Consider the following 21,585-nt stretch of genomic DNA (forward strand, 5'->3'; position numbering starts at 1 on the left):
AGGGTTTATTTGAGATGCTTATTTTTAAGAGTATGCTTTTATTTTAGGAATGTTTTGATCCGATGAGTCGAAAGCTCAGGTTGTGCTCACTCTTAAGTTGATGGGCATGGGTTAGGGACTAATAATCGCAGAAAAAGAACGTATTCTATATTTTTTATCTCATATCTTTAATATAAATATATATCATGAGAGGAAATATATAATACTACATAAGTCGTATTAAAAAACAAGACACAGTATATACTGTGTCTTGTTTTTTATATTGTTACATACTGATCCAAATGTAAATGTTGCATATCTTTTGTATGTATAACAACATCAAACGAACTCCCTACTCCTCCATTTAAAATCATAGAACGAACTGCTCGATTTTGTTTTTGCGTTTCAGAAAAAGGATTCGTATCTTGATGGCTCGTAAGCTGTTCTAATATCCCTGCAGCTAACAAGAACTCAGATTGTTTCTTATGCCATACTGCACTCATTCCTTGCATACTAAACATCTCCTTTAGCTCGTCCCAATGAACATGAGTAGTAAGATCCATTTTACCTGGATGCGCTAGTGGGTTACGCATTAGCTTATGCTGATAATATCCTCGCAAACTTCCTTCGCGGTGTGCTGGATGCATCCATTCTTCTTTTGTGTATCCGTAATCAACTGTAATACATATACCTTTTTGAAACCATTTCGAAATTTCTTTTATATACTCCTCCATAACAATTGGTACTTCAAAACGTTGCCCTTCAGCAATATGAATATTATATTTCAATAAATAGCGACCAATTCTTTTATTTAACGGCCTACATACTTCTGAAAGGTTTCCTTCCTCTGTATATGTAATACGTACTTCATACAATATACCATTTCTTTTCTCAATTACTTCAACAGGAAATGCATCAAACAACTCATTCGAAAAAAGAATTCCCTCGAAAGAATCTCCCATTTCACTATAGGAGGTATAGTACGATACATTAGAAAATGAGCCAAGTTGCTCCTGCTGTAATTTCCTATGAAAAGGGCTCACTTCAATCATTGAATAGTTTAAATTAATAAAGGTGTTTGGAGATAATTGCTTCCATTCTTGTAAAACATCATAGGCAAACTTCCCTGTTCCCCCACCAACCTCACAAATATTCGAAGCAACTTCACCATTTTCAACAAGACGAATAAAAAGTTTAGCAAAAGTTTTTGCAAAAACAGAGGATACATTGCTACTTGTAAAAAAATCCCCTTGTCTTCCAATCTTTTCACGTTCTTTCATATAATATCCATGACCCTCCGTATACAATACAAGGTTCATATACGTACTATATGAAATTGAATAATCCTTTTCTTTCCCCATCCATTCTCTTAAAATGAGCTCCATTCCCATAATGACTCCTTATTGTAAAAACGGATTATTTTCTTTTTCAAAGCCAATGCTTGTTTCTGGACCATGTCCACATAACACCGCTGTTTCATCTGGTAATACAAATAATTTCTCTTCAATACTTCCAATTAATTCAGCAAAACTTCCACCAGGCAAATCTGTTCTTCCAATGCTCATTTGGAACAATACATCTCCTGAGAATACAGCATTCGCTTCTTTACTATAATAAGAAACACTTCCTGGAGAATGTCCTGGTGTCTCAAAAATTTCAAAATTAAATGATCCAATTGTTAATGTACCTTCTGCATCAATAATATGATCCGCTGGTTTTGCTGTAATACTGCGGTTCATCATAAAAATTTGAGAGCCGTTTACAGTTGCATCTCCTAACCAATCTGCTTCTTCTTTATGTACGTACACAGGAATATGAAAAGCGTCTCTTACGGCATCAACAGCACCGATATGATCAAAGTGAGCATGTGTTAATAAAACAGCCAATGGTTTTAATTGTTTTTCTTGTAAATATGTAACGAGCTTTTCACCTTCATGACCAGGGTCAAAGATAATGCACTCTTTTTGATCGTTCATTAAAATATAAGCATTTGTTTGTAATGGGCCTAACGGCATTTGTATCCATTTCATATGAAAATCTCCTCCAGTTATTAAACTTACTTTTAATGATACAACATTTCTTTCTCTGAGGAAAAGAAAGGATGCTATCTCGACAATCATTTTTAAAACATGTACAATATAAAAGAGTAAATATTCCAAAAACTCATAATAAGAAATGGGTAGACAGAGGAGGATATTGTATGGGCCTTGTTATTATTTTTACACTTGTCACTCTGTTAGCTGTATTTGCTACGCTTAGAACACTTCGTGAAAAAAACTTTTTCGCGAGCGGCTTTGCAATTGCAACTGTACTCGTTTTCGGATGGTTTACGATCATGACTGTTCTATATAACGGGTATCCACCAGCAGCTTAATTCGTTTACACTTTATTCTTCATCGAGATTTTACACAAAAAGAGGAAGGGTTCCCCCTTCCTCTTTTCATATTTCACAACTTATATCATCTTCGCTTCGTATTTGTGCTTTTTTACAAGCCAAGCTCCTCCGATAACACCTGCATCATTACCAAGTGTTGCAATAGCTAACTTCGTGCTCTTTACAGCACGTGAGAAAGCGTATTGCTCGAAATAGCGTTGAATTGGTTCTAATAACGCATCTCCAGCTTTAGACACGCCTCCACCAATAACAATTTTCTCTGGGTTCAATGTACTAGAAAGGTTCGCTACAGCTAATCCTAAATAAGAAGCTACTTTTTCTACTACTTCACCTGCTAATTCATCACCTTGTCCAAGTGCTTCAAAGACATCTTTTGATGTAATACGTCCTTCTTCAGCTAACATAGAACGCAACATGCTCTCTTTATTAGTCTCTTGTATTTTTTGCATAGCAACACGTACAATACCTGTCGCAGATGCTACTGTTTCTAAGCAACCAGACTTCCCGCAATTACATGGGAAAGCATTTTCTGTAACGACTGTAATATGTCCAATCTCACCAGCAGCACCACTCACGCCGTGTACAATCTCACCATTGGCGATCACACCACCACCAACGCCCGTACCAAGTGTCATACAGATTAAATCTTTTGCACCTTCACCAGCACCTTTCCACATTTCACCAAGCGCTGCTAAGTTTGCATCATTATCAATAACAACAGGTAATCCTGTTTCTACTTCTAATAAATCTTTTAGCGGATAGTTTTTCCATCCTAAATTAACCGCTTCATAAATCATTCCAGACGCCACATGTACAGGACCAGGAGCTCCCATACCAATACCAATTAATTTGCTCTTCAATTCGCCTAATTCTTCTAGCTTTTTATCAATTGCTTTCGCAACATCAAGTGTAATATGTTTTCCTTGCTCACCTGTATTCGTAGGGATTTCCCACTTATGTAAAATTTCACCGTATACATTAATAAATGCTAATTTAATCGTTGTACCACCAAGGTCAACACCAACTAACCATTTCTCTTCCATGTTGCTTACCTACCTTTATCTAATTCTTATTTAGCTCTTTTTGAATTTCTTGCTTCAATAAAAATAAAGCTGTTTGATAGTCTTGTGGATCGATTAGCTGTGATTGATTTAATTCACGCAATTCATCTTGCATTAATTGTAAATCTGCAATTCGATCTCCCGTATAAATAATCGTACCAAATTTCTTTAGCAATTGCTGAATATCATAAATAGATACCATTTCATCACCCTCTATGCTCACTTACTATAAAAAATTATAATAAGAAAACGTTCACATATTTTATTATAATCAAGAAGAAAAAGTCTCGTCAATTTTTATTTGTCTATACAAGCTTATTTATAAGCAGTGTTCCTTTTTCTGTAATAATTTTTTCTATGTTTTTATCAAATGGCTCTACTGGAATGTGTTTTACCATTTGAAAATCATACGCTAATGACAGCGTTTTCCCTTTATAATGCACGAGATAACGATCATAATAGCCACCGCCGTACCCAATTCGTTCTCCTCGTTCTGTATAAGCTACGCCCGGCACAATTTGAAGATCAATTTCATCCATATTCACTTCTTCCGTAAGCCCAGGAATCGGTTCACGTAAATTCATATACACCGTTTCTAATTGATCAAAATTATTAATTTGCCGGAAGGACATCGTTCTAGTTCCTTTATTACACTTAGGAACTACAACTTTCTTTCCTTCTTCCCAAGCTTTTTCGATAATAGGATATGTATTCACTTCATTTTCCATTGAAAGAGTAATTCCAATTGTTTTAGCTTCAACCCACTCTTTTTGCGCATACAACGAAAATGCAATCTGTTCTGATAAAGTTGTATACTGTTCTTCTGATAAAGAATTCATGTGTTCTATTATTTGTTTACGTAAACGTACTTTCTCTGCTTTCACACATTCTCCCCCTTACAGTGACACTTTACTCTATGCTGATAGTGTATCACTTTTAACATAGGAATCGAATAAAAAAAAGAAACAGTAGGAAAATATTCCTACTGCTTACTTTGTTTCACGGTGTAACGTAGACTTCTTGTCACGCTTGCAATACTTTTTAAGCTCGATACGCTCAGCGTTGTTACGTTTATTTTTCTTTGAGATATAGTTACGATCTCCGCATTCTGTACATGCTAGAGTAATATTCACACGCATTCTTATTTCCCTCCAGTACTAATAACTTAAATCAGACTATACTATAATACCACTTTTAAAATAAAAATTCTACACCTTTTGATATTGTCTAATTTTTTCTATAAGATTTTTCATATTTTCCCTTGCTATTACTGGGTTTCTAGCATGTGAATACACCAAAAATTTTGGTTGTTTTGTGTCAGAAACGATATAAGACCACTCTTTTTCAGTATATTTGAACTGTACTCCTTCAAATATACCTTCTCCCTTCCTTTCTATATCATCCAATAATTTCCTCATAATTTCCCCTTTTTCATTCCATGAACATACCACTTCATCATAAAGTAAATAGAGCGGAGGTGATTGCTCTACTATGCTGAGAAACGTTTTTCCTTGCAATGCTATTAGCTCGAATAATTTTCCAATCCGATATAAAATATCTCGCTTCCACCTTACTTGAAACGACTTTCTTTCATCCTGCGTATAAAATAGAAGATAACATTCTCCTAACTTCAAAGACATTGGGTAAATATTTCCTGTCGATTCGAGTAAGAAATCTGGAATATCTACCTCTTCCAAATCTGTACCTTGGTAAATATTACTATGTTTATCGTATAACTCGAAATGATTTCCTTGCTCAGAAAACATAAGAGCCATATTCGCTTTACTTGATTTCATCAAAGCTTTCACATGATCTTTTTGTTCGCTTGCATAAATCCATGTAACTGTACAACCAAGTCTTTGCAGAAAGAGCATGAGTAAATGTTGCAACGTATCATTTCTCTTATTAATAAGAAGATGAAACTTCTGCATCTGTATTTTCTCGATATCAATATGCTCCAATATAACTTCTATATACTCATTCATAGAAACATGAACGAGCTTATTACGCCCCATTTCTTTCTCATGCACGTAATAAAACAATTCGGACATATATACTTGTTCTATCTCTTTTTGCTGCTTATACGTTAACGGCATGCCAGCTTGACCGTATAACTTTATAACAATCTCATTCTCATTCTCCACTTGAATGAAAACACCACCTGCACACTTCAACTGGTGAACACTATATTGAAAAAGTGACTCGTTCATTTCTTTACATTCCATCGTATGAATCCCTATACCATGAATAGCATGTAAAAATAAATTTTTATAAGAGGTTGTTTCTATATTTTCTTGACTTCCAATTAATATACTTTCTCCTTTTTTAAAAAGAGAACCATACGCCATCGCAATCTTCACGATAAACTGGGGAGTAATTTCAACATTCCCTCTTCCTACAATGCGGCTTTTTTGTAACCACCCTGCACTCATTTCACTCTCTTGAATACCAGCCGCTCCTACTATCGAATGACTATCAATCGCCTTATAAGGCCATAGTTTTCCTTTTTGCTTAATTACCGTACTTCTTCCGATATGACAGTGATCCGCTACAACACTTTTTTGAAACAGTGTAACATCATCTTCAACTATTGTACGCTCTCCTATTGTCGTTTCTAATAGTTCACAATACTTCCCAATGTGGGCATTTGCAAAAACAATACTTTTTTGAAGATGAGAATAATTTGAAACGATACTATTTTTCCCAATAATAGAATATGGCTCAATTACAGCTCCTGTACCAATCTTTGCTCCTTCTCCAATAAAAGAGGGGCCATGAATTTTCGTCCCTTTACCAATCGTCACCCCTTCTCCCATCCATACCATCGGTAATACTTCTGTATAAGGAATAGGTACTTGTAACTTTTTCGTTAACAAATCAAATTGTGCTTGTCGATATTGATTAAATGTGCCGATATCTAACCAATAACCTTCTGACAAATATGCGAATAACACATTTTTGTTTGCCAATAACGGAAACACATCATGACTGAAATCAAAAAATTGCCTAGGCGGTATGTAAGAAAAGATTTCTGGCTCCATAATATATATGCCTGTATTCACAACATTAGATACTACCTCATTCCAGCCCGGCTTTTCTATATATCGTGTAACCTCCTGGTCTTTATTCATTACAACCAATCCAAATGAGAGTGGATTTTCTACTTCTTTCACAAACATTGTTACCATTCTTTTCTTTTGTTCATGAAACCTAATTCCTTCTGATAATTGAAAGTCAGTTAATGCATCCCCGCTTATCACAACAAATGTTTCATCTAAAAATTGTTCTGCTTGTTTAATACTCCCTGCTGTACCAAGCGGAGGAGAGTCTTCAAAATAATACAAGTTAACTCCCCATTTACTACCGTCACCAAAATATTGCTTAATGGTCGTACTCATATATTGAACAGTAATTGCAATTTCACGAATACCATGCTGGCGTAATAACTCAATATTATATTCTAAAACTGTTTTTTCTAATAATGGTAACATCGGCTTTGGAGTATTACATGTTAATGGTCTAAGGCGCCTTCCTTTTCCTCCAGCTAAAATAACCCCCTTCATATACTTCAGCCTCCACTTATATAATGTTCAGTAACTCCATATACCATATGTATATTCCCTATCCCACATGAACTAGCAGCATAAACTTGATTAGTTAAACACATCCTCATTTAGAAGACTATATAATTAAATTTCTAACCTATAAAAACGTACATTTCAAACAACAAGAAAGCGCTTACTATAAATTGGTAAATAATACTTATTAACGACAAACATATATACTAATTTTTCCATTACATTATGATACATCTTATCATCATAAACTAAAGGAAACAACGAGCTTTTTTTGTCATGTTTTGACTAAAAAAAGCAGGTGATTTCTCATCACCTGCTTTTTTTCCTACTCATTCAATAAATAATGCTTTCCTTTTACTAAATAAAAGACATTTTCAGCAATATTTGTAATATGATCTGCTACACGCTCAATATATCTCGCGACAAATGATAATTGTGTAATTTGCGTAATTGCTTCTGGTTGTTCCGGAACTGAAGATATAAACTCACGAATTGCTTTTCCATATATTTCATCAACGGAATCATCCATTTCAGCAATTTGTTTCGCAAAAGTTAAATTTTCTTGTTCATATGCTTCTAACGCTAAATGCAACATCTCATTTGCAACCGCAAACATTTCATCTAGGTTGTGCAAACTAACAGCCACTTCTTTTTCCCCAAGACGAATTGTAGCCTTTGCAATATTAACAGCATGATCTGCAATGCGCTCTAAATCTGTCGCTGTTTTAATTGAAATAAAAATCCTTCTTAAGTCACTTGCTACAGGTTGCTGCTTCGTAATGAGCATAAGCGCAAGATCGTTTATTTCCTCTTCTAAATTATCCATGCGGTAATCACCATCAATGACCTCTAACGCTTTCTCTACATCCCTTGTATGCAGACCTTCCATAGCAATCAATAAAGCCGCATTTGCTAATTCTCCAAGCTCAATCACCTTTTGCTGTAACGCTTTTAAATCACCTTGAAACTGTTCTCTTACCATTTTTCTTCCCCCTCAATATTATGTGCCATTATATAAAAGTGAAACTTTAATCAACCCTCATCAATCGGGATTTGATAGGCAGCAAGATCCCCTCCCTAACTTCTTTGCTTTCGCTAAATTTTAAGGTGGGGGTCTTACTGCCCGCAAATAGCGGGGTAAATCTCCTACATAGCCTCTTACGCTTGTAATAAACCTTAAGATAAGGAGAAGTATTACTTCTTTATTAACAGTAAGATAAAATAAGAAATGCCCTCTGTTAAGAGGGCATTTGCTCTTAGCTTTGAAACGATATCAACCAAAGCGACCTGTAATATAATCTTCTGTACGCTTATCTGAAGGAGTCGTAAATAATTTGTTTGTATCTGTATACTCCACAACTTCCCCGCTTAAGAAGAAAGCTGTTTTGTCTGAAATACGCGCTGCTTGTTGCATATTATGCGTTACGATAACAATACTAAAATCTTTCTTTAGCTCTTGAATCAATTCTTCTACTTTTAATGTTGAAATTGGGTCTAATGCCGATGTTGGCTCATCCATTAAAATAACGTCTGGCTCAATAGCTAAGCAGCGTGCGATGCATAGACGCTGTTGCTGTCCACCAGATAAACCGTATGCATTATCGTGCAAACGATCTTTTAACTCATCCCAAATCGCTGCTCCACGTAAACTTTTTTCAACAATTTCATCTAATGTCTTTTTGTCACGAATACCATGGATTTTTGGACCGTATGTTACATTCTCATAAATAGATTTTGGAAATGGATTTGGCTTTTGGAACACCATTCCTACATGCGTTCTTAATTCTTCAACTGGATATGATTTATCAAATATATTGCGTTCTCTATACTCAATTACACCTGTAGTTCGAACGATCGGTACTAACTCTACCATGCGATTTAATGTTTTTAAGTAAGTTGATTTACCACAGCCACTTGGACCGATAATGGCTGTAACTTCATTCTCATGAATACTTAAATTAATATCTTTTAAAGCATGGTCTTCCCCGTACCATAAATTTAAGTTTTTCGTATCAAATACTACCTTCTTTGGCGCAGTCTCGATTTTCTCTTCGTTTTTCACCTGTACATTTACTACTGTTGCTACCATTTGAATTCCCCTTTCATCCACTTCCAACTTATTTTCGATTTCGTAACCATAAAACAAATATATTGATAAATAGCAACAAACCTAACAAAACAATCATCCCAGCTGCTGCTACATACTGAAATTCTTCTTGTGGCCTACTCATCCAATTAAAAATTTGAATTGGTAGAACTGTAAATCTATCAAACATACTAAATGGAACATAATTTGCAAACGCAAGTGCCCCAATAACTAATAGTGGTGCAGCCTCTCCAATTGCTCTTGATATCGCTAACGTACAGCCCGTTATAATCCCTGGGAAAGCATATGGCAATACAATTTGATACATCGTTTGCCACTTCGTAGCACCTAATCCGTAAGAACCCTCTAATAAAACACTTGGTACTGATCGAATTGCTTCTTGACTCGCCACAACAACTGTTGGTAAAACGAGTAGACTCATCGTCAATGCTGCTGCAACTATACTCTCTCCTAAATGAAGAGCATATACAAAAATAGTTAAACCAAGCAATCCAAATACAACAGATGGTACTCCTGCTAACGTTTGATTATTAATCTCTATTATTTTTTTAAATAGAGATTCCTTCGCATATTGCTCTAAATAAAGTGCTGTTCCAACTCCAAATATAAAAGAAACAGGTATAACAATACTCATAAATAATATTGTCCCTGACAAAGCTGCAGCAATACCAGCTTCTTTCGGATTACGTGAAGCGAAATTTGTAAAGAAATCTATTGAAAGATAACTTATACCTTTTTCAACAATTTGAAACAGTAACAAAAACAAAATTACGATTGAAAATAAAATTGCTATATAAAATAACAATTTGTAAATTCGATCTTTTAAAAAGCGTGATGCCATATTTTTTTGTATTTTTTTATGATTCAACATTCGCATATTATGTCATCCTCCTAAAACGGCGCATAATTGACTGCGAAATGATGTTCATAATAAAGGTAAACAAAAATAACGTTGCGCCTACAGCATACATGCTGTAATACGTAATCGTTCCATGCGGAGCATCACCTAAACTTACTTGCACAATATAGGCTGTTAACGTTTGAATAGAATGTGTCGGATCAAGCGATACATTTGGTGTGGATCCTGCTGCAATTACAACAATCATCGTTTCACCAATCGCACGAGAAGCTGCTAATATAATTGCTGCCATAATCCCTGTAAAAGCGGACGGAAACACCACTTGTTTTACCATTTCAAACCGCGTCGCTCCGAGTGCTAATGAAGCTTCTTTCGTCCCTTTCGCCACAGCTCTCATCGCATCTTCAGATAGAGATGCAATTGTAGGCATCATCATAAATCCGATAACGATTCCTGGACTAATCGCATTAAAAAACTGTAAATCTGGTATAATCCTTTGTAAAAGCGGTGTAACAACTGTTAATGCAAAAAAACCATATACAATTGTCGGGATACCTGCTAATAGCTCTAACATCGGCTTTAATATTTTCCGTGCACTATTTGAAGCATATTCGCTTAAAAATACGGCACACGCTAAACCGATAGGAATTGCTACAAACATAGCAATTGCTGTTACAAGGAACGTTCCACATATAAGTGGTAATATACCGAATTTAGGGTCTTCAAAAAATGGTAACCATTCTTTCTCCGTCAAAAAGGAGTATAATGATATTTTTTGAAAAAACATGATTGTTTCATTAGAGAGCGTAAAAACAATGCCAAGTGTCGTCACAATAGAAACACTAGCAATTATTTTTAGTAATAAAGGTACTATTCGATTGATTCGCTGCGTTTTTTTTCTTTGTTTTGTATTTCTTTCAATCAAATGTTGTACAGAAAATGTAATTTGACTTTTGTCATTATGAGCCAAAGATGAAAACCCCTTTCCACCCTGACATTACCTTTTTATTTCTGTTAACATACGCAGCTGTTCATTGTATTTTTCTTTTTTTAATTTTACATACCCGACCTCTTCAGCGAGGTTACCGACATGCTGAATCATAAACTCAACATAGTTTGCTACATTCATTTTATTTCGGATAGATGCATTATTCACATAAGTAAGTAGCGGCCTAGATAACGGCTTATACTTACCTGATTGAATGGTCTCTTTCGTCGGAAATACACCATTTACTTTTATTGCTTTCACCTTATCTCGATTAGCCATATAATAAGCATATCCTACAAAAGCAATGGCATGTTTATCATTCATTACCCCTTGCATAATAACTTGATCATCTTCAGACAAAGAGACTTTTTTTACAATGCGATGATTTTGTAAGATGACATTTTGAAAATAATCATACGTACCAGAGTCTACGCCTGGTGCATAAAACTTCACTTGTTCACGTGGCCATGTTGAATGAATTTGTGACCATCGCTTCTCTCTTCCATCTTCACTCCAAAGTAGTCGTAACTCGTCTACTGACATATCGTCTACCCATGTATTATGGCGATTCACAACAATCGTAAGACCGTCGTTAGCAACCTCAAAAGGTGTGAACTGAATAGAGTTTTTCTTCATTTCATTTTTCTCGACTTGTTTCATTACTCTCGAAGCATTATTTATATCTACTTCTCCTTTACTGAAACGATTAAATCCTCCCCCAGTTCCAGAAATACTGATGGAAATTTTCACGTCTGGATGCACCTTTGTATATTCCTCCGCTACTGCTTCTATAATAGGAAAAACCGTTGAGGATCCATCAACTCTCACTTCTCCCGTATCATTTAAAGCAAATGCAGTAGACATTTCAAAACAGAGGAACCATATTGATAATACGAAAACTTTAATCGGTGTACGCATCCATTTCACGTGTTCTTCCTCCTAGAAGTAACCGGAAATAACAGGATTACAGATATAAGAATACTGCTAAACTATTAATTCGGTTTTAATTGTTTGTAAAAGTTTTGTAAAGTTCCACATAAATCAACATATGGTACAATTTTAATTCAGTAGTAGCTATTCATTTCCTCTGACGATTTCCCTATAAAATATTTATCCCCTATCCCACCATATACAAGTATCATTTATACGGCCGCGTTTTTTTCAATGTTGTATACTTGTCCACATTTATTACACGATATGCATAAACCATAAAAAAAAGCACACTATCTTTTCAGATAGTGTGCTTTTTTACAACTTTTTTATTCATCATCTTGCTCTTTATTTTTATTGTCTTTATCATCTTTTGGAGCTTCACCATTTACTTCTTTGTTTTTCAAATCAAAGTAAGCGTCCATAATTTCACGACCAATATATCCATTAATACCAGTCTTATCATCATGTACCCACGGAACGACAACAGAGAATGCTACTTCTGGATCTTCAAGTGGCGCATAGCCTACTAATGTTAAGTTATATGTTTCCACACGTTCACCGTTTGCCTTTCTACCAATCTCTTTATCTCCGCCATACACAGTTTGCGCGGTACCTGTCTTCCCTGCCGCTTTATATTTTGCACCTGTAAAGTATTTTGTAGCTGTACCACCTGAATCATTATAAACTTGTCTAAATCCTTCTTGAACACGTTTAATTTGCGATTCTGGCATATCAACACGATTTAATACTTTCGGTTCCATAGATTGAACAACTTTCCCAACTTCATCCGGTTTCACTGCCGGTTGACGAATTTCTTTTACAACTTGTGGTTGCATACGATATCCGCCATTGGCAATCGTCGAAATATATTGCGCTAATTGAAGCGGTGTATACGTATCATACTGTCCAATTGATAAATCTAGTAAGAAACCTGGTTGACTACTTCTACCCATCTGACCAGCAGATTCATTCGGTAAATCAATTCCTGTTTTTACACCAAGTCCAAACTGTCCGAAATAATAACGCATCGTATCAAATGCTTTTTGAGGTATATCTAACGTACCACCTCTCACATACTGAACACCGGCGATATTCATCGCTGTTTTAAACATATAAACGTTAGAAGACATTTTTAAAGCTGTAAGGTCATTAATGTATCCCATCGTTTTCCAAGACGACTTCGTAGGTGTACCTTTTAATTTAATTGGTTCATCCAATTGCACCGATCCTGGTTGAATCGCACCAGTTTGATATCCAGTAAGTACTGTTGCACCTTTTACAGTTGATCCCATCGGATAAGAACTTGTCATGGTACCTAATGCAAAGTCATTTACTTTCGTTTGACCATCTTCGTTAACTAATTGTTTCCCCGCCATAGATAAAACTTCGCCATTTTTTGGGTTCATCATTACAACGAATGCGCGATCTAAAAGAGGTTCGCTTCCTTTAAACCTCATTAAATTCTTCGCAAGAATATCTTCCACGCGCTTTTGTAATTCCATATCAATTGTTAAGTTCAGGTCATTACCACTTTGTCCTTTTGATACATTAATCGTTTCTAAAATATTACCGTTTTTATCTGTAACATTTCTAACTTCTGCTTTCGTACCGTGTAGGCTATCTTCATACTGTTGCTCAAGATAACTTTTTCCTACTCGGTCATTTCGATTATAATCACGAACAAGATAGTAATCTAGTCTTTCTCTAGGTAAACCTTCATCAGATGTCGACACCCCACCAAGTACACTTCGGAATAAATCATCGTACGTATATTTTCGATCCCAATCAACATTCGTATCTACACCTGGTAATGCTGCTAAGTTTTCACTAATAATCGAATATTCCTTTTCTGTAGCATCCTTTTTAATAACTTGAGGTGTCATTGCATATCCGCCATCCATCTTACTCTTAATCGCTAGTATTTCTAGATCTTTTGCGGATAATTGATTAACCTCTTCTTCTGTTACACGACTTCGCTGGCGCTCGTCTAATTCTTTATCATCAATTTTTTTATCTTTAAACTCTTGACGATCTTTATTCGTAATTTTTTCTTTAGCTTCCTCTTTATGCATAGCAAGCCAATAATCCTTTTTATCGCGATCCGTTAATTTATCTGTCGGTACTTCAATCAAATCTGCTAGCTTTTTCGCTGTTTCTAAGCGATCTTCTGCAGTTGATCCTTTCATTTTTGTAAATGTAATAGTACGAATGGCTACATTATCTACTACAGCTCGCCCATAACGGTCAAATATTTTCCCACGCGGTACAGGATTACTTATCGTTGAGTTTTCTTTCTTCTCCACTTCATTCTTATATTCTTCACCACGAACAATTTGTACATATCCGAGCCTTACAATAACCGCGGAGAACATTAAAAACACGCAGAAAAACAGCACGTTTAACCGAAAAGGAACGTGGGTCTTTTTCTTATTTTGCTTCTGTTTCTTGCTCATACAAACCCCCTCTACCAACAGCTATGTAATGTGAAAGGGACACCTTCATACAGGTGTCCTCACTGCTGTCTTACATCTTTTTCTATTCTAGCATAAAACAAACGAGAAGTTAACCTTCTGGTTCAGTTTGGTTTTGCGCGTTCCCTTGCGTTACAACACTTGCTTTACTCGCATTTCTCTCATCATATTTGACATTTTTAACTGCAAAATAAATAAGAAAATGTCCAGCACCTAAAATACATAATAAGTAAGGTAAACTTTTTTCAGGTGGAAAGAATAGTACAGCACATAAAAAACTTAAAATGGAACAGATTCTTCCGGCGTTTAACCACAGCTCCCGAACAACGACATATTCCACACGCCATTCTCTCGCATTTTTCGCTCTACCAATTACGTCATATGTCATTGATCCGTACGGAACAAGTAAAATAGGATATGCAATTGCAATACATGCCGCATAAATAAGTAATTTCGTGTATGTAACATTGAAAATAACTAAAAAGACGACAGCATATAAAATAATGCCTCCAAGTAAAATTGCTTTTTTTCGCCACTCCTTCTTTAACATACGAGCAACTAAGTAATAACATACAAAGGATACAGCAGAGTTCACTAAACTGTATTTCCCTAATGCAAACTCACTATTAGTTGCTAAATAAACATATACTGAAATGACAAAAATAAACGTTCCTTCTCTCAATCCTTGGAAAAAATGAGCTCGTGTAATCTTTCCCCAATTTTTATCAATCCGTCGTTCTTTCAATACTTGCACGATTTCATAACGCCCTTCACATTCTCTTTTAGATAAAAAGAAGCTTAAGACGACAGCAATTGCAAATAGAACTAATGAAAGAAAGAATATAACAGTATAGCCACTCCATTTCTCCATACGTGAAATTGTGTATCCTGCTGCTATCGGTCCAATCATTCCAGAGAAGGATGTAAGAAGTCCAAGAAACCCATTAAAGAAATCTCTTGTTTCTGGTTCTGTAATTTCAAATGTCAATAAGTTAAAAGCCAACCAGTAAAAACCGTATCCTACTCCTAAAAGAGCCCCCATTAATAAAATATACTGAGAAGCACTTTTCCCTGCTACTAAGACAACAATAAAAAAAATTGCGAGCGTCCCTACTCCTATTCGTAATAAAATCGAACGATCGATACGTTTCGCTAATTTTCCCCCTACAAGAAATGTGAGAGGCTGTAATACCACGCTGGCTAAATTATACAAGCCAAGATTCACATAATTTTGTGTTTGTTTCCATAAATAAATATTTACAAACGTATTCGATAAAGAAATTGCGAGCGTGTATAAACCTCCTATAAGGAGCAATAACACTAAATCCCGATTCACTTCAACGTCACCAATTATATGTTTCCATTTCATACACAACTCTCCTTTACTTCATGTTCTAGTCTTCCAAAGACAAGCCCAATTATGTAAAAGGAAAGCATAGAAAAAAGCTAGGAGCTCTCCCCTAGCTTTTTCTATATTATTACGATTATTTTGCTTCTTGGTAACGTTTTTCAGCAGCGTTCCAATCTACAACGTTCCAGAATGCGCCGATGTAGTCTGGACGACGGTTTTGGTAGTTTAAGTAGTAAGCATGCTCCCAAACATCTAAACCGATAACTGGAGTTTTACCTTCAGTTAAAGGAGAATCTTGGTTTGGAGTGCTTGTTACTTCTAACTCACCATTGTTTACTACTAACCAAGCCCAACCAGAACCGAAGCGAGTTGCGCCAGCTTTTGCGAATTCTTCTTTGAATGCATCGAAGCTACCGAATTTTGCTTCAATTGCAGTTGCAAGTTCACCTACAGGTTGTCCTCCGCCGTTTGGAGATAGGATTGTCCAGAAGAATGTATGGTTAGCATGTCCGCCACCATTGTTACGTACTGCTGTACGGATTGCTTCTGGTACTTCGTTTAAGTTTGCAACTAATTCTTCTACGCTTTTGTCAGCTAATTCTGCATGACCTTCTAAAGCAGCGTTTAAGTTTGTAATGTACGTGTTGTGATGTTTTGTATGATGGATGTTCATTGTTTCTTTGTCAAAGTGAGGCTCTAAAGCATCATACGCATAAGGTAAATTTGGTAATTCGTGTTTTGCCATTGTTATATTCCTCCCAGTTTATGTATTGCCACTTAAGTGACATACAACTTCATTCTACCCTAATTGCCATAGGGTGCAAACAAATAAATCACATTGTCTTGCTATCATTAAAGTAGCAAAATTCCCACTTCTTTTCAATTAAAATGCTCATATATTCCGTAAAAAAAGCTTCCTTCTACAAGGAAGCTTCCTGCTAACATAATAAACATGCGAAATGGATATGGACCCTGTAGGACTCGAACCTACGACCGGACGGTTATGAGCCGTCTGCTCTAACCAGCTGAGCTAAGGGTCCACAATTATGTATGTAACAACATATCAAATAAAGGAATTCCTATCGGATATGCTCTTTAAGAAATGTAAGATAAATTTACCATATAGAAAAGAAAAGTGTCAATTGTATTTTTCTTATTTAAAAGAAGAAAGTTAATAAAAGAAATTTAGTTATCTCCACTATATGTAAATATAATATATCTTGAGATTCTCTAGATTCCTACGTTACAATGATTTTATACATACATAAAGGAAGTGAATCTATGTCCATATTTACCCAATTCGTAAAAAGCATATACTCGCCTAAAGATATGGCGCTATTCCGTTTTCAAAAAATCGGTAAAACCATTTTGTATATTATGCTACTTTGCTTAATTACTACTATTCCAAGAACTTTTTTGTACGGTAGTTTTATCCAGGATGGTGTTGGCATGGTAAATCAAGTCATCGATAAAGATTTACCTGATTTTAAAATCGAAAATGGCGAACTAAAAGCTGATATTGATCAACCTATTGAAAAAGAAGAAGGAAATACACTTTTCGTATTTGATCCAAATTCAACAGACCTAGAAAAATATCAAAATAAAACAGGTTTATTTGTTTTAAAAGATAAAGTAGTCTCTATGGGAAATGGTCAAACACAAACGTATTCTTATAACGATTTGTTAGGTGCATCTCTTGAGAAAAAAGATCTACAAGAATTTATTTCTTTATTCGATAATATTTATCCAATTTTATTATTTGTTATTGGATTCTTAGTGTACCTATTCCAATTATTCATAACTTTTGTAGGCGTGACTTTACTTGCGTTCATCGGTTCTGCTATGAGCGGTCAACGTAAACTATCCTATAAACAAGTTTGGACACTAACTGCATACAGCTACACAATTCCAACAATCTTCTTTATGATTATGGATGCATGCAAGATTGTCGTACCTGGATCAACATTCATCTATATCGCAGTTGTTTTAATTGTTCTGTACTTAACAATTAAAGAAGTTCCAAAACCGAAAGAAAAATAAGAACGAAAAAAAATGCCTAAATAGGCATTTTTTTTTTGGACAAGCATATATTCCTAGCAAAGGAGTGAAGAATATGAAGAGATTAGGTATATTCCTATTCGTGCTTGTTCTCGGTTATATATTTTATTACGATATAAAAATCGGTACTTTACCGATGTTAAGTTCATATAAAAAAACAACTGCTGCTCAAACAATTAAAAAAGAAAACACAGACAGTCAACAAAATAAAGCGAACAAAACAGAAAAAGAAACGGATGTATCTTATAAAACAATTGAAGTAAAAACTGGTGAGACAGTTCTTTCTATTACAGAACAAATTAACAAGAAAAAAATTCCTTCCATAGAAAAAGTCATTGACGACTTTAAACAATTAAACAAAAGTACATCTGCTACAAAAATACAAATTGGAAAGTCTTATAAATTCCCGTTATATCAATAAGCTATCACTTAATCCTTGTCAATTACATAAAGGCGCTGATACAATAGTAAAAGTGAAACCGAGTACTTCGGTTTCTATAGCCCTATATCACGTATACTATCATTGATATGAGGGACTAAATAAGAAACTTCTTTTATAAGGAGAGCGATCTATTCGTGAATGAAATGACTCATCGTACAAAAACACGTCCAGTTAAAGTCGGTAATTTAACAATCGGCGGTAATAATGAATTAATTATACAAAGTATGACAACAACAAAAACACATGATGTTGAAGCAACAGTTGCTGAAATCAAGCGTTTAGAAGAAGCCGGCTGTCAAGTCGTCCGCGTTGCCGTTCCAGATGAACGCGCAGCAGATGCTATTGCTGATATAAAAAAACAAATCAACATTCCACTTGTTGCTGATATTCATTTTGATTATCGCCTTGCTTTAAAAGCAATTGAAGGTGGCATCGATAAAGTACGTATCAATCCAGGTAATATTGGTCGTCGCCATAAAGTAGAAGCTGTTGTAAATGCAGCAAAAGAGCGCGGTATTCCAATCCGTATCGGTGTAAACGCTGGTTCATTAGAGCGACACATTTTAGAAAAGTACGGGTACCCAACTGCAGATGGTATGGTTGAGAGCGCGCTACATCATATTAAAATTTTAGAGGACTTAGATTTCCACGATATTATCGTATCTATGAAAGCCTCTGATGTTAACTTAGCAATCGAAGCATACGAGAAAGCTGCTCGTGCTTTTGATTATCCATTACATTTAGGTATTACAGAATCTGGAACATTGTTTGCCGGAACTGTAAAAAGTGCTGCTGGTCTTGGAGCAATCTTAAATAAAGGCATCGGAAATACACTACGTATTTCATTAAGTGCTGATCCAGTTGAAGAAGTAAAAGTTGCTCGCGAATTATTAAAATCATTCGGTCTTGCGTCTAATGCAGCAACACTTATCTCTTGTCCAACTTGTGGTCGTATTGAAATCGATTTAATTAGCATTGCTAACGAAGTGGAAGAATACATCTCTACACTTCAAGTACCAATTAAAGTTGCAGTACTTGGTTGCGCTGTAAATGGCCCTGGTGAAGCTCGTGAAGCTGATATCGGTATTGCCGGTGCACGTGGAGAGGGATTATTATTCCGTAAAGGGCAAGTCGTTCGTAAAGTGCCAGAAGAAACAATGGTAGAAGAACTGAAAAAAGAAATCGACGTAATTGCTGCTGAAATGGCTGCTGAACGAGAAAAAGAAAAAGAGACACAAGAACAATAAAAAGAAGGTTGCCACAATATTTGTGAGCAACCTTCTTTTCTACGTAAAAAAGCTCGTCAGTTATATAACCGACGAGCTTTTACTTTGCACATTTTGGACAACGACCATATATTTCAAACTTATGACCCGTTACTTCATAACCGGTAAAATCTTTATTCATAAAATCCATTGGGCAGGAAGTAATCTCTTTCGTTCCCCCACAATCCAAACAAATAAAATGATGATGATGTTCCATAATAGAACAAGTAAAACGAAAATGTTTTTCACCATTTAATTCCGTTTGTTCTAAAACACCAATCTCAGCAAAAACTGTTAAGTTACGATAAATCGTATCAAAACTAAGCCCTGGATAATCGTCCTTCATATGCTCTAAAACGTCTTTCGCAGTTAAATAACGATTATGTGCTGCAAATAATCTGAGCATCTCTTCTCTTTTTCCAGTATGTTTATATCCTTTTTCTTTCATTAGGCGTAAAGCTTCTGTTAGATTCATACCTATCCCTACTTTATGCAGTTTTTTTCTTCTTCCATAAAATCGCACCGATTAAAATAAGAACTGCTATCATAACAATTGTACCACCTGGCGCTAGATCAAGTTGATACGAAGCAAACATTCCACCAATTACTGCAATTTCACCAAATAAAATGGAAAAGAAAATTGTTTGTTTAAATCCTTTAGCAATACGAATACTTGCTGCAACTGGTAACGTCATTAATGATGATACCAGAAGAACCCCCACTACACGCATTGATACTGCAATGACAAGAGCAACTAATATAATGAAAATAAAGTGAATCCATTTCGCTCTTAAACCAGTTGATACTGCGTATTCCTCATCAAATGATAATAGAAACAGCTCTTTATATAATAAAATAATTGTCGCAACAACAACAATTGCTACAATCCCAATAATAATTAAATCTGTACTTGTTACAGCACTGACACTACCAAATAAATAACTAAATAAGTCTGTGTTAAATCCATTTGCAAGTGAAATGAAAATAACTCCAACCCCCATCCCTGCCGAAAGGATAATTGGAATTGCTAATTCTTGATAGTGCTTATATACAGTTCGTAACTTTTCGATTAGTAGCGCTCCACCAATCGAGAAAATCATCCCCATATATAAGGGGGTTAAAAATCCACCTGTAAAAATGGTTTTTTCAAGTAATAAACTTGCTGCAATACCCGATAACGTCACGTGACTTAATGCATCCGCAATAAGAGATAAACGACGAATAACAACAAACACACCAATTAGCGGTGCAACAAGTCCAATTAAAATACCAGCGTATAAAGAATTACGTAAAAAGTCATATTGTAAAAAATCTTGTATCATTATATCCTCCCGTGATGCTCATGTTCGTGTTCTAAACGATGAACATGATGTCCATATAAGACGGACATTTCTGCATCTTCTAACTCTCGGAACTTCTCTACATTTCCATGGAAATGTAGATGTTGGTTTAGGCATGCAACATGTGTTACTTTTTCGGTAACAGCTCCCATATCATGAGTAACAAGAATTAATGTGATCCCGAGCCTTTTGTTTAAATCCTCTAATATTTCGTAAAAACTTTCCACATTTTTTACATCAATTCCAACAGTAGGCTCGTCCAAAATAAGCAATTCAGGATCACTAACGAGCGCACGAGCAATAAATACACGCTGTTGCTGTCCACCAGAAAGCTCTCCAATGTTACGATCTTGAAACTCACTCATCCCTACATCAGCAATTGCTTTTTCTACCTTTTTCTTATCCTCTTTTGTGAAAAAGCGAAAAAGCCCTTTTTTCGAAACAAGTCCCATTGACACAACTTCAGAAACAGTTGCTGGAAAACCAGAATTGAAACTATTTGCCTTTTGGGATACATAACCAACTTTGTTCCATTCCTTAAACTTCTTACTATCAACGCCAAACACGCGAATGCTTCCTTCTTTTGGCTTTAAAACACCTAATAAACACTTAAGTAAAGTTGATTTACCTGAACCATTCGGTCCCACTAAACCTAAAAAAGCTCCCTTCGGAACTTGCAAATTAATATTTTCTAACACATTCCGATCTTCATATCGGAATGTTAAACCTTCAATTTCTAATATATTATTCATAGCATC

22 protein-coding genes and 1 tRNA gene are annotated in these 21,585 nt (G+C 35.5%); 4 read left to right on the plus strand and 19 right to left on the minus strand.

The window, feature by feature from the left end:
• Positions 1-257: 257 nt before the first annotated feature.
• Both MR168_RS11375 and MR168_RS11380 read right to left on the minus strand, forming a co-directional pair.
• Positions 258-1,370, minus strand: coding sequence for a class I SAM-dependent methyltransferase (locus MR168_RS11375; RefSeq protein WP_086412404.1), 1,113 nt, complete (start codon positions 1,368-1,370; stop codon positions 258-260).
• Between the two features lie 9 nt (positions 1,371-1,379).
• A complete protein-coding gene (locus tag MR168_RS11380; protein ID WP_086412403.1) occupies positions 1,380-2,009 on the minus strand; it encodes an MBL fold metallo-hydrolase in 630 nt (209 codons plus the stop codon).
• A gap of 170 nt (positions 2,010-2,179) precedes the next feature.
• Between MR168_RS11380 and MR168_RS11385 the strand changes: the two genes are divergently transcribed.
• Positions 2,180-2,353, plus strand: coding sequence for a DUF2759 domain-containing protein (locus tag MR168_RS11385; protein ID WP_000524852.1), 174 nt, complete (start codon positions 2,180-2,182; stop codon positions 2,351-2,353).
• A gap of 80 nt (positions 2,354-2,433) precedes the next feature.
• Here the strand turns inward: MR168_RS11385 and glcK are convergent, their stop codons facing one another.
• The 14 genes from glcK to MR168_RS11455 all read right to left on the minus strand — a co-directional run bounded on the left by glcK (position 2,434) and on the right by MR168_RS11455 (position 16,762).
• Complete coding sequence (gene glcK / locus MR168_RS11390) at positions 2,434-3,417, minus strand: glucokinase (protein WP_000391701.1); 984 nt, start codon at positions 3,415-3,417, stop codon at positions 2,434-2,436.
• Positions 3,418-3,436: 19 nt separating this feature from the next.
• Positions 3,437-3,637 (minus strand): YqgQ family protein, encoded by a 201-nt coding sequence (locus tag MR168_RS11395; RefSeq protein ID WP_000253699.1) that lies wholly within the window; start codon positions 3,635-3,637, stop codon positions 3,437-3,439.
• A gap of 103 nt (positions 3,638-3,740) precedes the next feature.
• Positions 3,741-4,319, minus strand: a complete 579-nt coding sequence (locus MR168_RS11400) for a 5-formyltetrahydrofolate cyclo-ligase (RefSeq protein ID WP_000642750.1) — start codon at positions 4,317-4,319, stop codon at positions 3,741-3,743.
• A gap of 105 nt (positions 4,320-4,424) precedes the next feature.
• A complete protein-coding gene (gene rpmG, locus MR168_RS11405) occupies positions 4,425-4,574 on the minus strand; it encodes a 50S ribosomal protein L33 (protein ID WP_001265616.1) in 150 nt (49 codons plus the stop codon).
• Between the two features lie 69 nt (positions 4,575-4,643).
• Positions 4,644-6,998 carry a sugar phosphate nucleotidyltransferase gene (locus MR168_RS11410; protein ID WP_086412402.1) on the minus strand — a complete coding sequence of 785 codons (2,355 nt, stop codon included), beginning with the start codon at positions 6,996-6,998 and terminating at the stop codon, positions 4,644-4,646.
• Positions 6,999-7,338: 340 nt separating this feature from the next.
• The gene (gene phoU / locus MR168_RS11415) at positions 7,339-7,995 is read right to left on the minus strand and encodes a phosphate signaling complex protein PhoU (RefSeq protein WP_000251240.1); all 657 of its coding nucleotides are present in this window, start codon (positions 7,993-7,995) and stop codon (positions 7,339-7,341) included.
• A 291-nt stretch (positions 7,996-8,286) separates the two neighbouring features.
• Entirely contained in the window at positions 8,287-9,102 is an 816-nt protein-coding gene (pstB, locus tag MR168_RS11420) for a phosphate ABC transporter ATP-binding protein (protein WP_000226686.1), read from the minus strand.
• Between the two features lie 28 nt (positions 9,103-9,130).
• Positions 9,131-9,997: a phosphate ABC transporter permease PstA gene (pstA, locus tag MR168_RS11425; RefSeq protein WP_001242557.1), complete on the minus strand. Its 867-nt coding sequence runs from the start codon at positions 9,995-9,997 to the stop codon at positions 9,131-9,133.
• A 1-nt stretch (position 9,998) separates the two neighbouring features.
• Positions 9,999-10,949 (minus strand): phosphate ABC transporter permease subunit PstC, encoded by a 951-nt coding sequence (gene pstC / locus MR168_RS11430; RefSeq protein WP_000940918.1) that lies wholly within the window; start codon positions 10,947-10,949, stop codon positions 9,999-10,001.
• A 27-nt stretch (positions 10,950-10,976) separates the two neighbouring features.
• Positions 10,977-11,894 (minus strand): PstS family phosphate ABC transporter substrate-binding protein, encoded by a 918-nt coding sequence (locus MR168_RS11435; RefSeq protein WP_006927031.1) that lies wholly within the window; start codon positions 11,892-11,894, stop codon positions 10,977-10,979.
• A 332-nt stretch (positions 11,895-12,226) separates the two neighbouring features.
• A complete protein-coding gene (locus MR168_RS11440; RefSeq protein ID WP_000038977.1) occupies positions 12,227-14,353 on the minus strand; it encodes a peptidoglycan D,D-transpeptidase FtsI family protein in 2,127 nt (708 codons plus the stop codon).
• Positions 14,354-14,462: 109 nt separating this feature from the next.
• On the minus strand, positions 14,463-15,740 hold the full coding sequence (locus MR168_RS11445; RefSeq protein WP_006927033.1) for an MFS transporter: 1,278 nt from the start codon (positions 15,738-15,740) through the stop codon (positions 14,463-14,465).
• Between the two features lie 115 nt (positions 15,741-15,855).
• Entirely contained in the window at positions 15,856-16,467 is a 612-nt protein-coding gene (sodA, locus tag MR168_RS11450) for a superoxide dismutase [Mn] (protein ID WP_001052031.1), read from the minus strand.
• A gap of 221 nt (positions 16,468-16,688) precedes the next feature.
• Positions 16,689-16,762 (minus strand) — tRNA-Ile (locus MR168_RS11455).
• Between the two features lie 241 nt (positions 16,763-17,003).
• Between MR168_RS11455 and yqgB the strand changes: the two genes are divergently transcribed.
• From yqgB to ispG, 3 genes are all read left to right on the plus strand, one after another.
• Positions 17,004-17,762: a protein YqgB gene (gene yqgB, locus MR168_RS11460; RefSeq protein ID WP_000021897.1), complete on the plus strand. Its 759-nt coding sequence runs from the start codon at positions 17,004-17,006 to the stop codon at positions 17,760-17,762.
• Positions 17,763-17,835: 73 nt separating this feature from the next.
• The gene (gene yqfZ, locus MR168_RS11465) at positions 17,836-18,201 is read left to right on the plus strand and encodes a protein YqfZ (RefSeq protein WP_000825414.1); all 366 of its coding nucleotides are present in this window, start codon (positions 17,836-17,838) and stop codon (positions 18,199-18,201) included.
• A 164-nt stretch (positions 18,202-18,365) separates the two neighbouring features.
• Complete coding sequence (gene ispG, locus MR168_RS11470; RefSeq protein ID WP_153577907.1) at positions 18,366-19,469, plus strand: flavodoxin-dependent (E)-4-hydroxy-3-methylbut-2-enyl-diphosphate synthase; 1,104 nt, start codon at positions 18,366-18,368, stop codon at positions 19,467-19,469.
• Positions 19,470-19,548: 79 nt separating this feature from the next.
• Here ispG and MR168_RS11475 read toward each other — a convergent pair whose 3' ends face one another.
• Genes MR168_RS11475 through MR168_RS11485 form a run of 3 tightly spaced genes read right to left on the minus strand, consistent with a single transcriptional unit; the run spans position 19,549 to position 21,579 of the window.
• Complete coding sequence (locus tag MR168_RS11475) at positions 19,549-19,962, minus strand: Fur family transcriptional regulator (RefSeq protein WP_001054516.1); 414 nt, start codon at positions 19,960-19,962, stop codon at positions 19,549-19,551.
• 13 nt (positions 19,963-19,975) lie between these two features.
• Positions 19,976-20,809: a metal ABC transporter permease gene (locus tag MR168_RS11480; protein ID WP_006927042.1), complete on the minus strand. Its 834-nt coding sequence runs from the start codon at positions 20,807-20,809 to the stop codon at positions 19,976-19,978.
• Positions 20,809-21,579, minus strand: a complete 771-nt coding sequence (locus MR168_RS11485) for a metal ABC transporter ATP-binding protein (protein ID WP_001059661.1) — start codon at positions 21,577-21,579, stop codon at positions 20,809-20,811. Before MR168_RS11485 ends, MR168_RS11480 begins: the two co-directional genes overlap by 1 nt.
• Positions 21,580-21,585: the final 6 nt, after the last annotated feature.

The organism is Bacillus cereus group sp. BfR-BA-01356 (assembly GCF_022663635.1).
In the GTDB taxonomy this organism is placed as follows: domain Bacteria; phylum Bacillota; class Bacilli; order Bacillales; family Bacillaceae_G; genus Bacillus_A; species Bacillus_A cereus.

What these genes read in the sequence shown, in the direction of transcription:
- MR168_RS11440 (WP_000038977.1), bottom strand. Translation starts at nt 14,353, where the DNA reads ATGAGCAAGAAACAGAAGCAAAATAAGAAAAAGACCCACGTTCCTTTT.
- ispG (WP_153577907.1), top strand. Translation starts at nt 18,366, where the DNA reads ATGACTCATCGTACAAAAACACGTCCAGTTAAAGTCGGTAATTTAACA.
- MR168_RS11485 (WP_001059661.1), bottom strand. Translation starts at nt 21,579, where the DNA reads ATGAATAATATATTAGAAATTGAAGGTTTAACATTCCGATATGAAGAT.
- MR168_RS11375 (WP_086412404.1), bottom strand. Translation starts at nt 1,370, where the DNA reads ATGGGAATGGAGCTCATTTTAAGAGAATGGATGGGGAAAGAAAAGGAT.
- phoU (WP_000251240.1), bottom strand. Translation starts at nt 7,995, where the DNA reads ATGGTAAGAGAACAGTTTCAAGGTGATTTAAAAGCGTTACAGCAAAAG.
- rpmG (WP_001265616.1), bottom strand. Translation starts at nt 4,574, where the DNA reads ATGCGTGTGAATATTACTCTAGCATGTACAGAATGCGGAGATCGTAAC.
- MR168_RS11410 (WP_086412402.1), bottom strand. Translation starts at nt 6,998, where the DNA reads ATGAAGGGGGTTATTTTAGCTGGAGGAAAAGGAAGGCGCCTTAGACCA.
- MR168_RS11475 (WP_001054516.1), bottom strand. Translation starts at nt 19,962, where the DNA reads ATGAATCTAACAGAAGCTTTACGCCTAATGAAAGAAAAAGGATATAAA.
- sodA (WP_001052031.1), bottom strand. Translation starts at nt 16,467, where the DNA reads ATGGCAAAACACGAATTACCAAATTTACCTTATGCGTATGATGCTTTA.
- MR168_RS11385 (WP_000524852.1), top strand. Translation starts at nt 2,180, where the DNA reads ATGGGCCTTGTTATTATTTTTACACTTGTCACTCTGTTAGCTGTATTT.
- pstB (WP_000226686.1), bottom strand. Translation starts at nt 9,102, where the DNA reads ATGGTAGCAACAGTAGTAAATGTACAGGTGAAAAACGAAGAGAAAATC.
- yqfZ (WP_000825414.1), top strand. Translation starts at nt 17,836, where the DNA reads ATGAAGAGATTAGGTATATTCCTATTCGTGCTTGTTCTCGGTTATATA.
- MR168_RS11380 (WP_086412403.1), bottom strand. Translation starts at nt 2,009, where the DNA reads ATGAAATGGATACAAATGCCGTTAGGCCCATTACAAACAAATGCTTAT.
- MR168_RS11480 (WP_006927042.1), bottom strand. Translation starts at nt 20,809, where the DNA reads ATGATACAAGATTTTTTACAATATGACTTTTTACGTAATTCTTTATAC.
- pstA (WP_001242557.1), bottom strand. Translation starts at nt 9,997, where the DNA reads ATGCGAATGTTGAATCATAAAAAAATACAAAAAAATATGGCATCACGC.
- MR168_RS11445 (WP_006927033.1), bottom strand. Translation starts at nt 15,740, where the DNA reads ATGAAATGGAAACATATAATTGGTGACGTTGAAGTGAATCGGGATTTA.
- glcK (WP_000391701.1), bottom strand. Translation starts at nt 3,417, where the DNA reads ATGGAAGAGAAATGGTTAGTTGGTGTTGACCTTGGTGGTACAACGATT.
- yqgB (WP_000021897.1), top strand. Translation starts at nt 17,004, where the DNA reads ATGTCCATATTTACCCAATTCGTAAAAAGCATATACTCGCCTAAAGAT.
- MR168_RS11395 (WP_000253699.1), bottom strand. Translation starts at nt 3,637, where the DNA reads ATGGTATCTATTTATGATATTCAGCAATTGCTAAAGAAATTTGGTACG.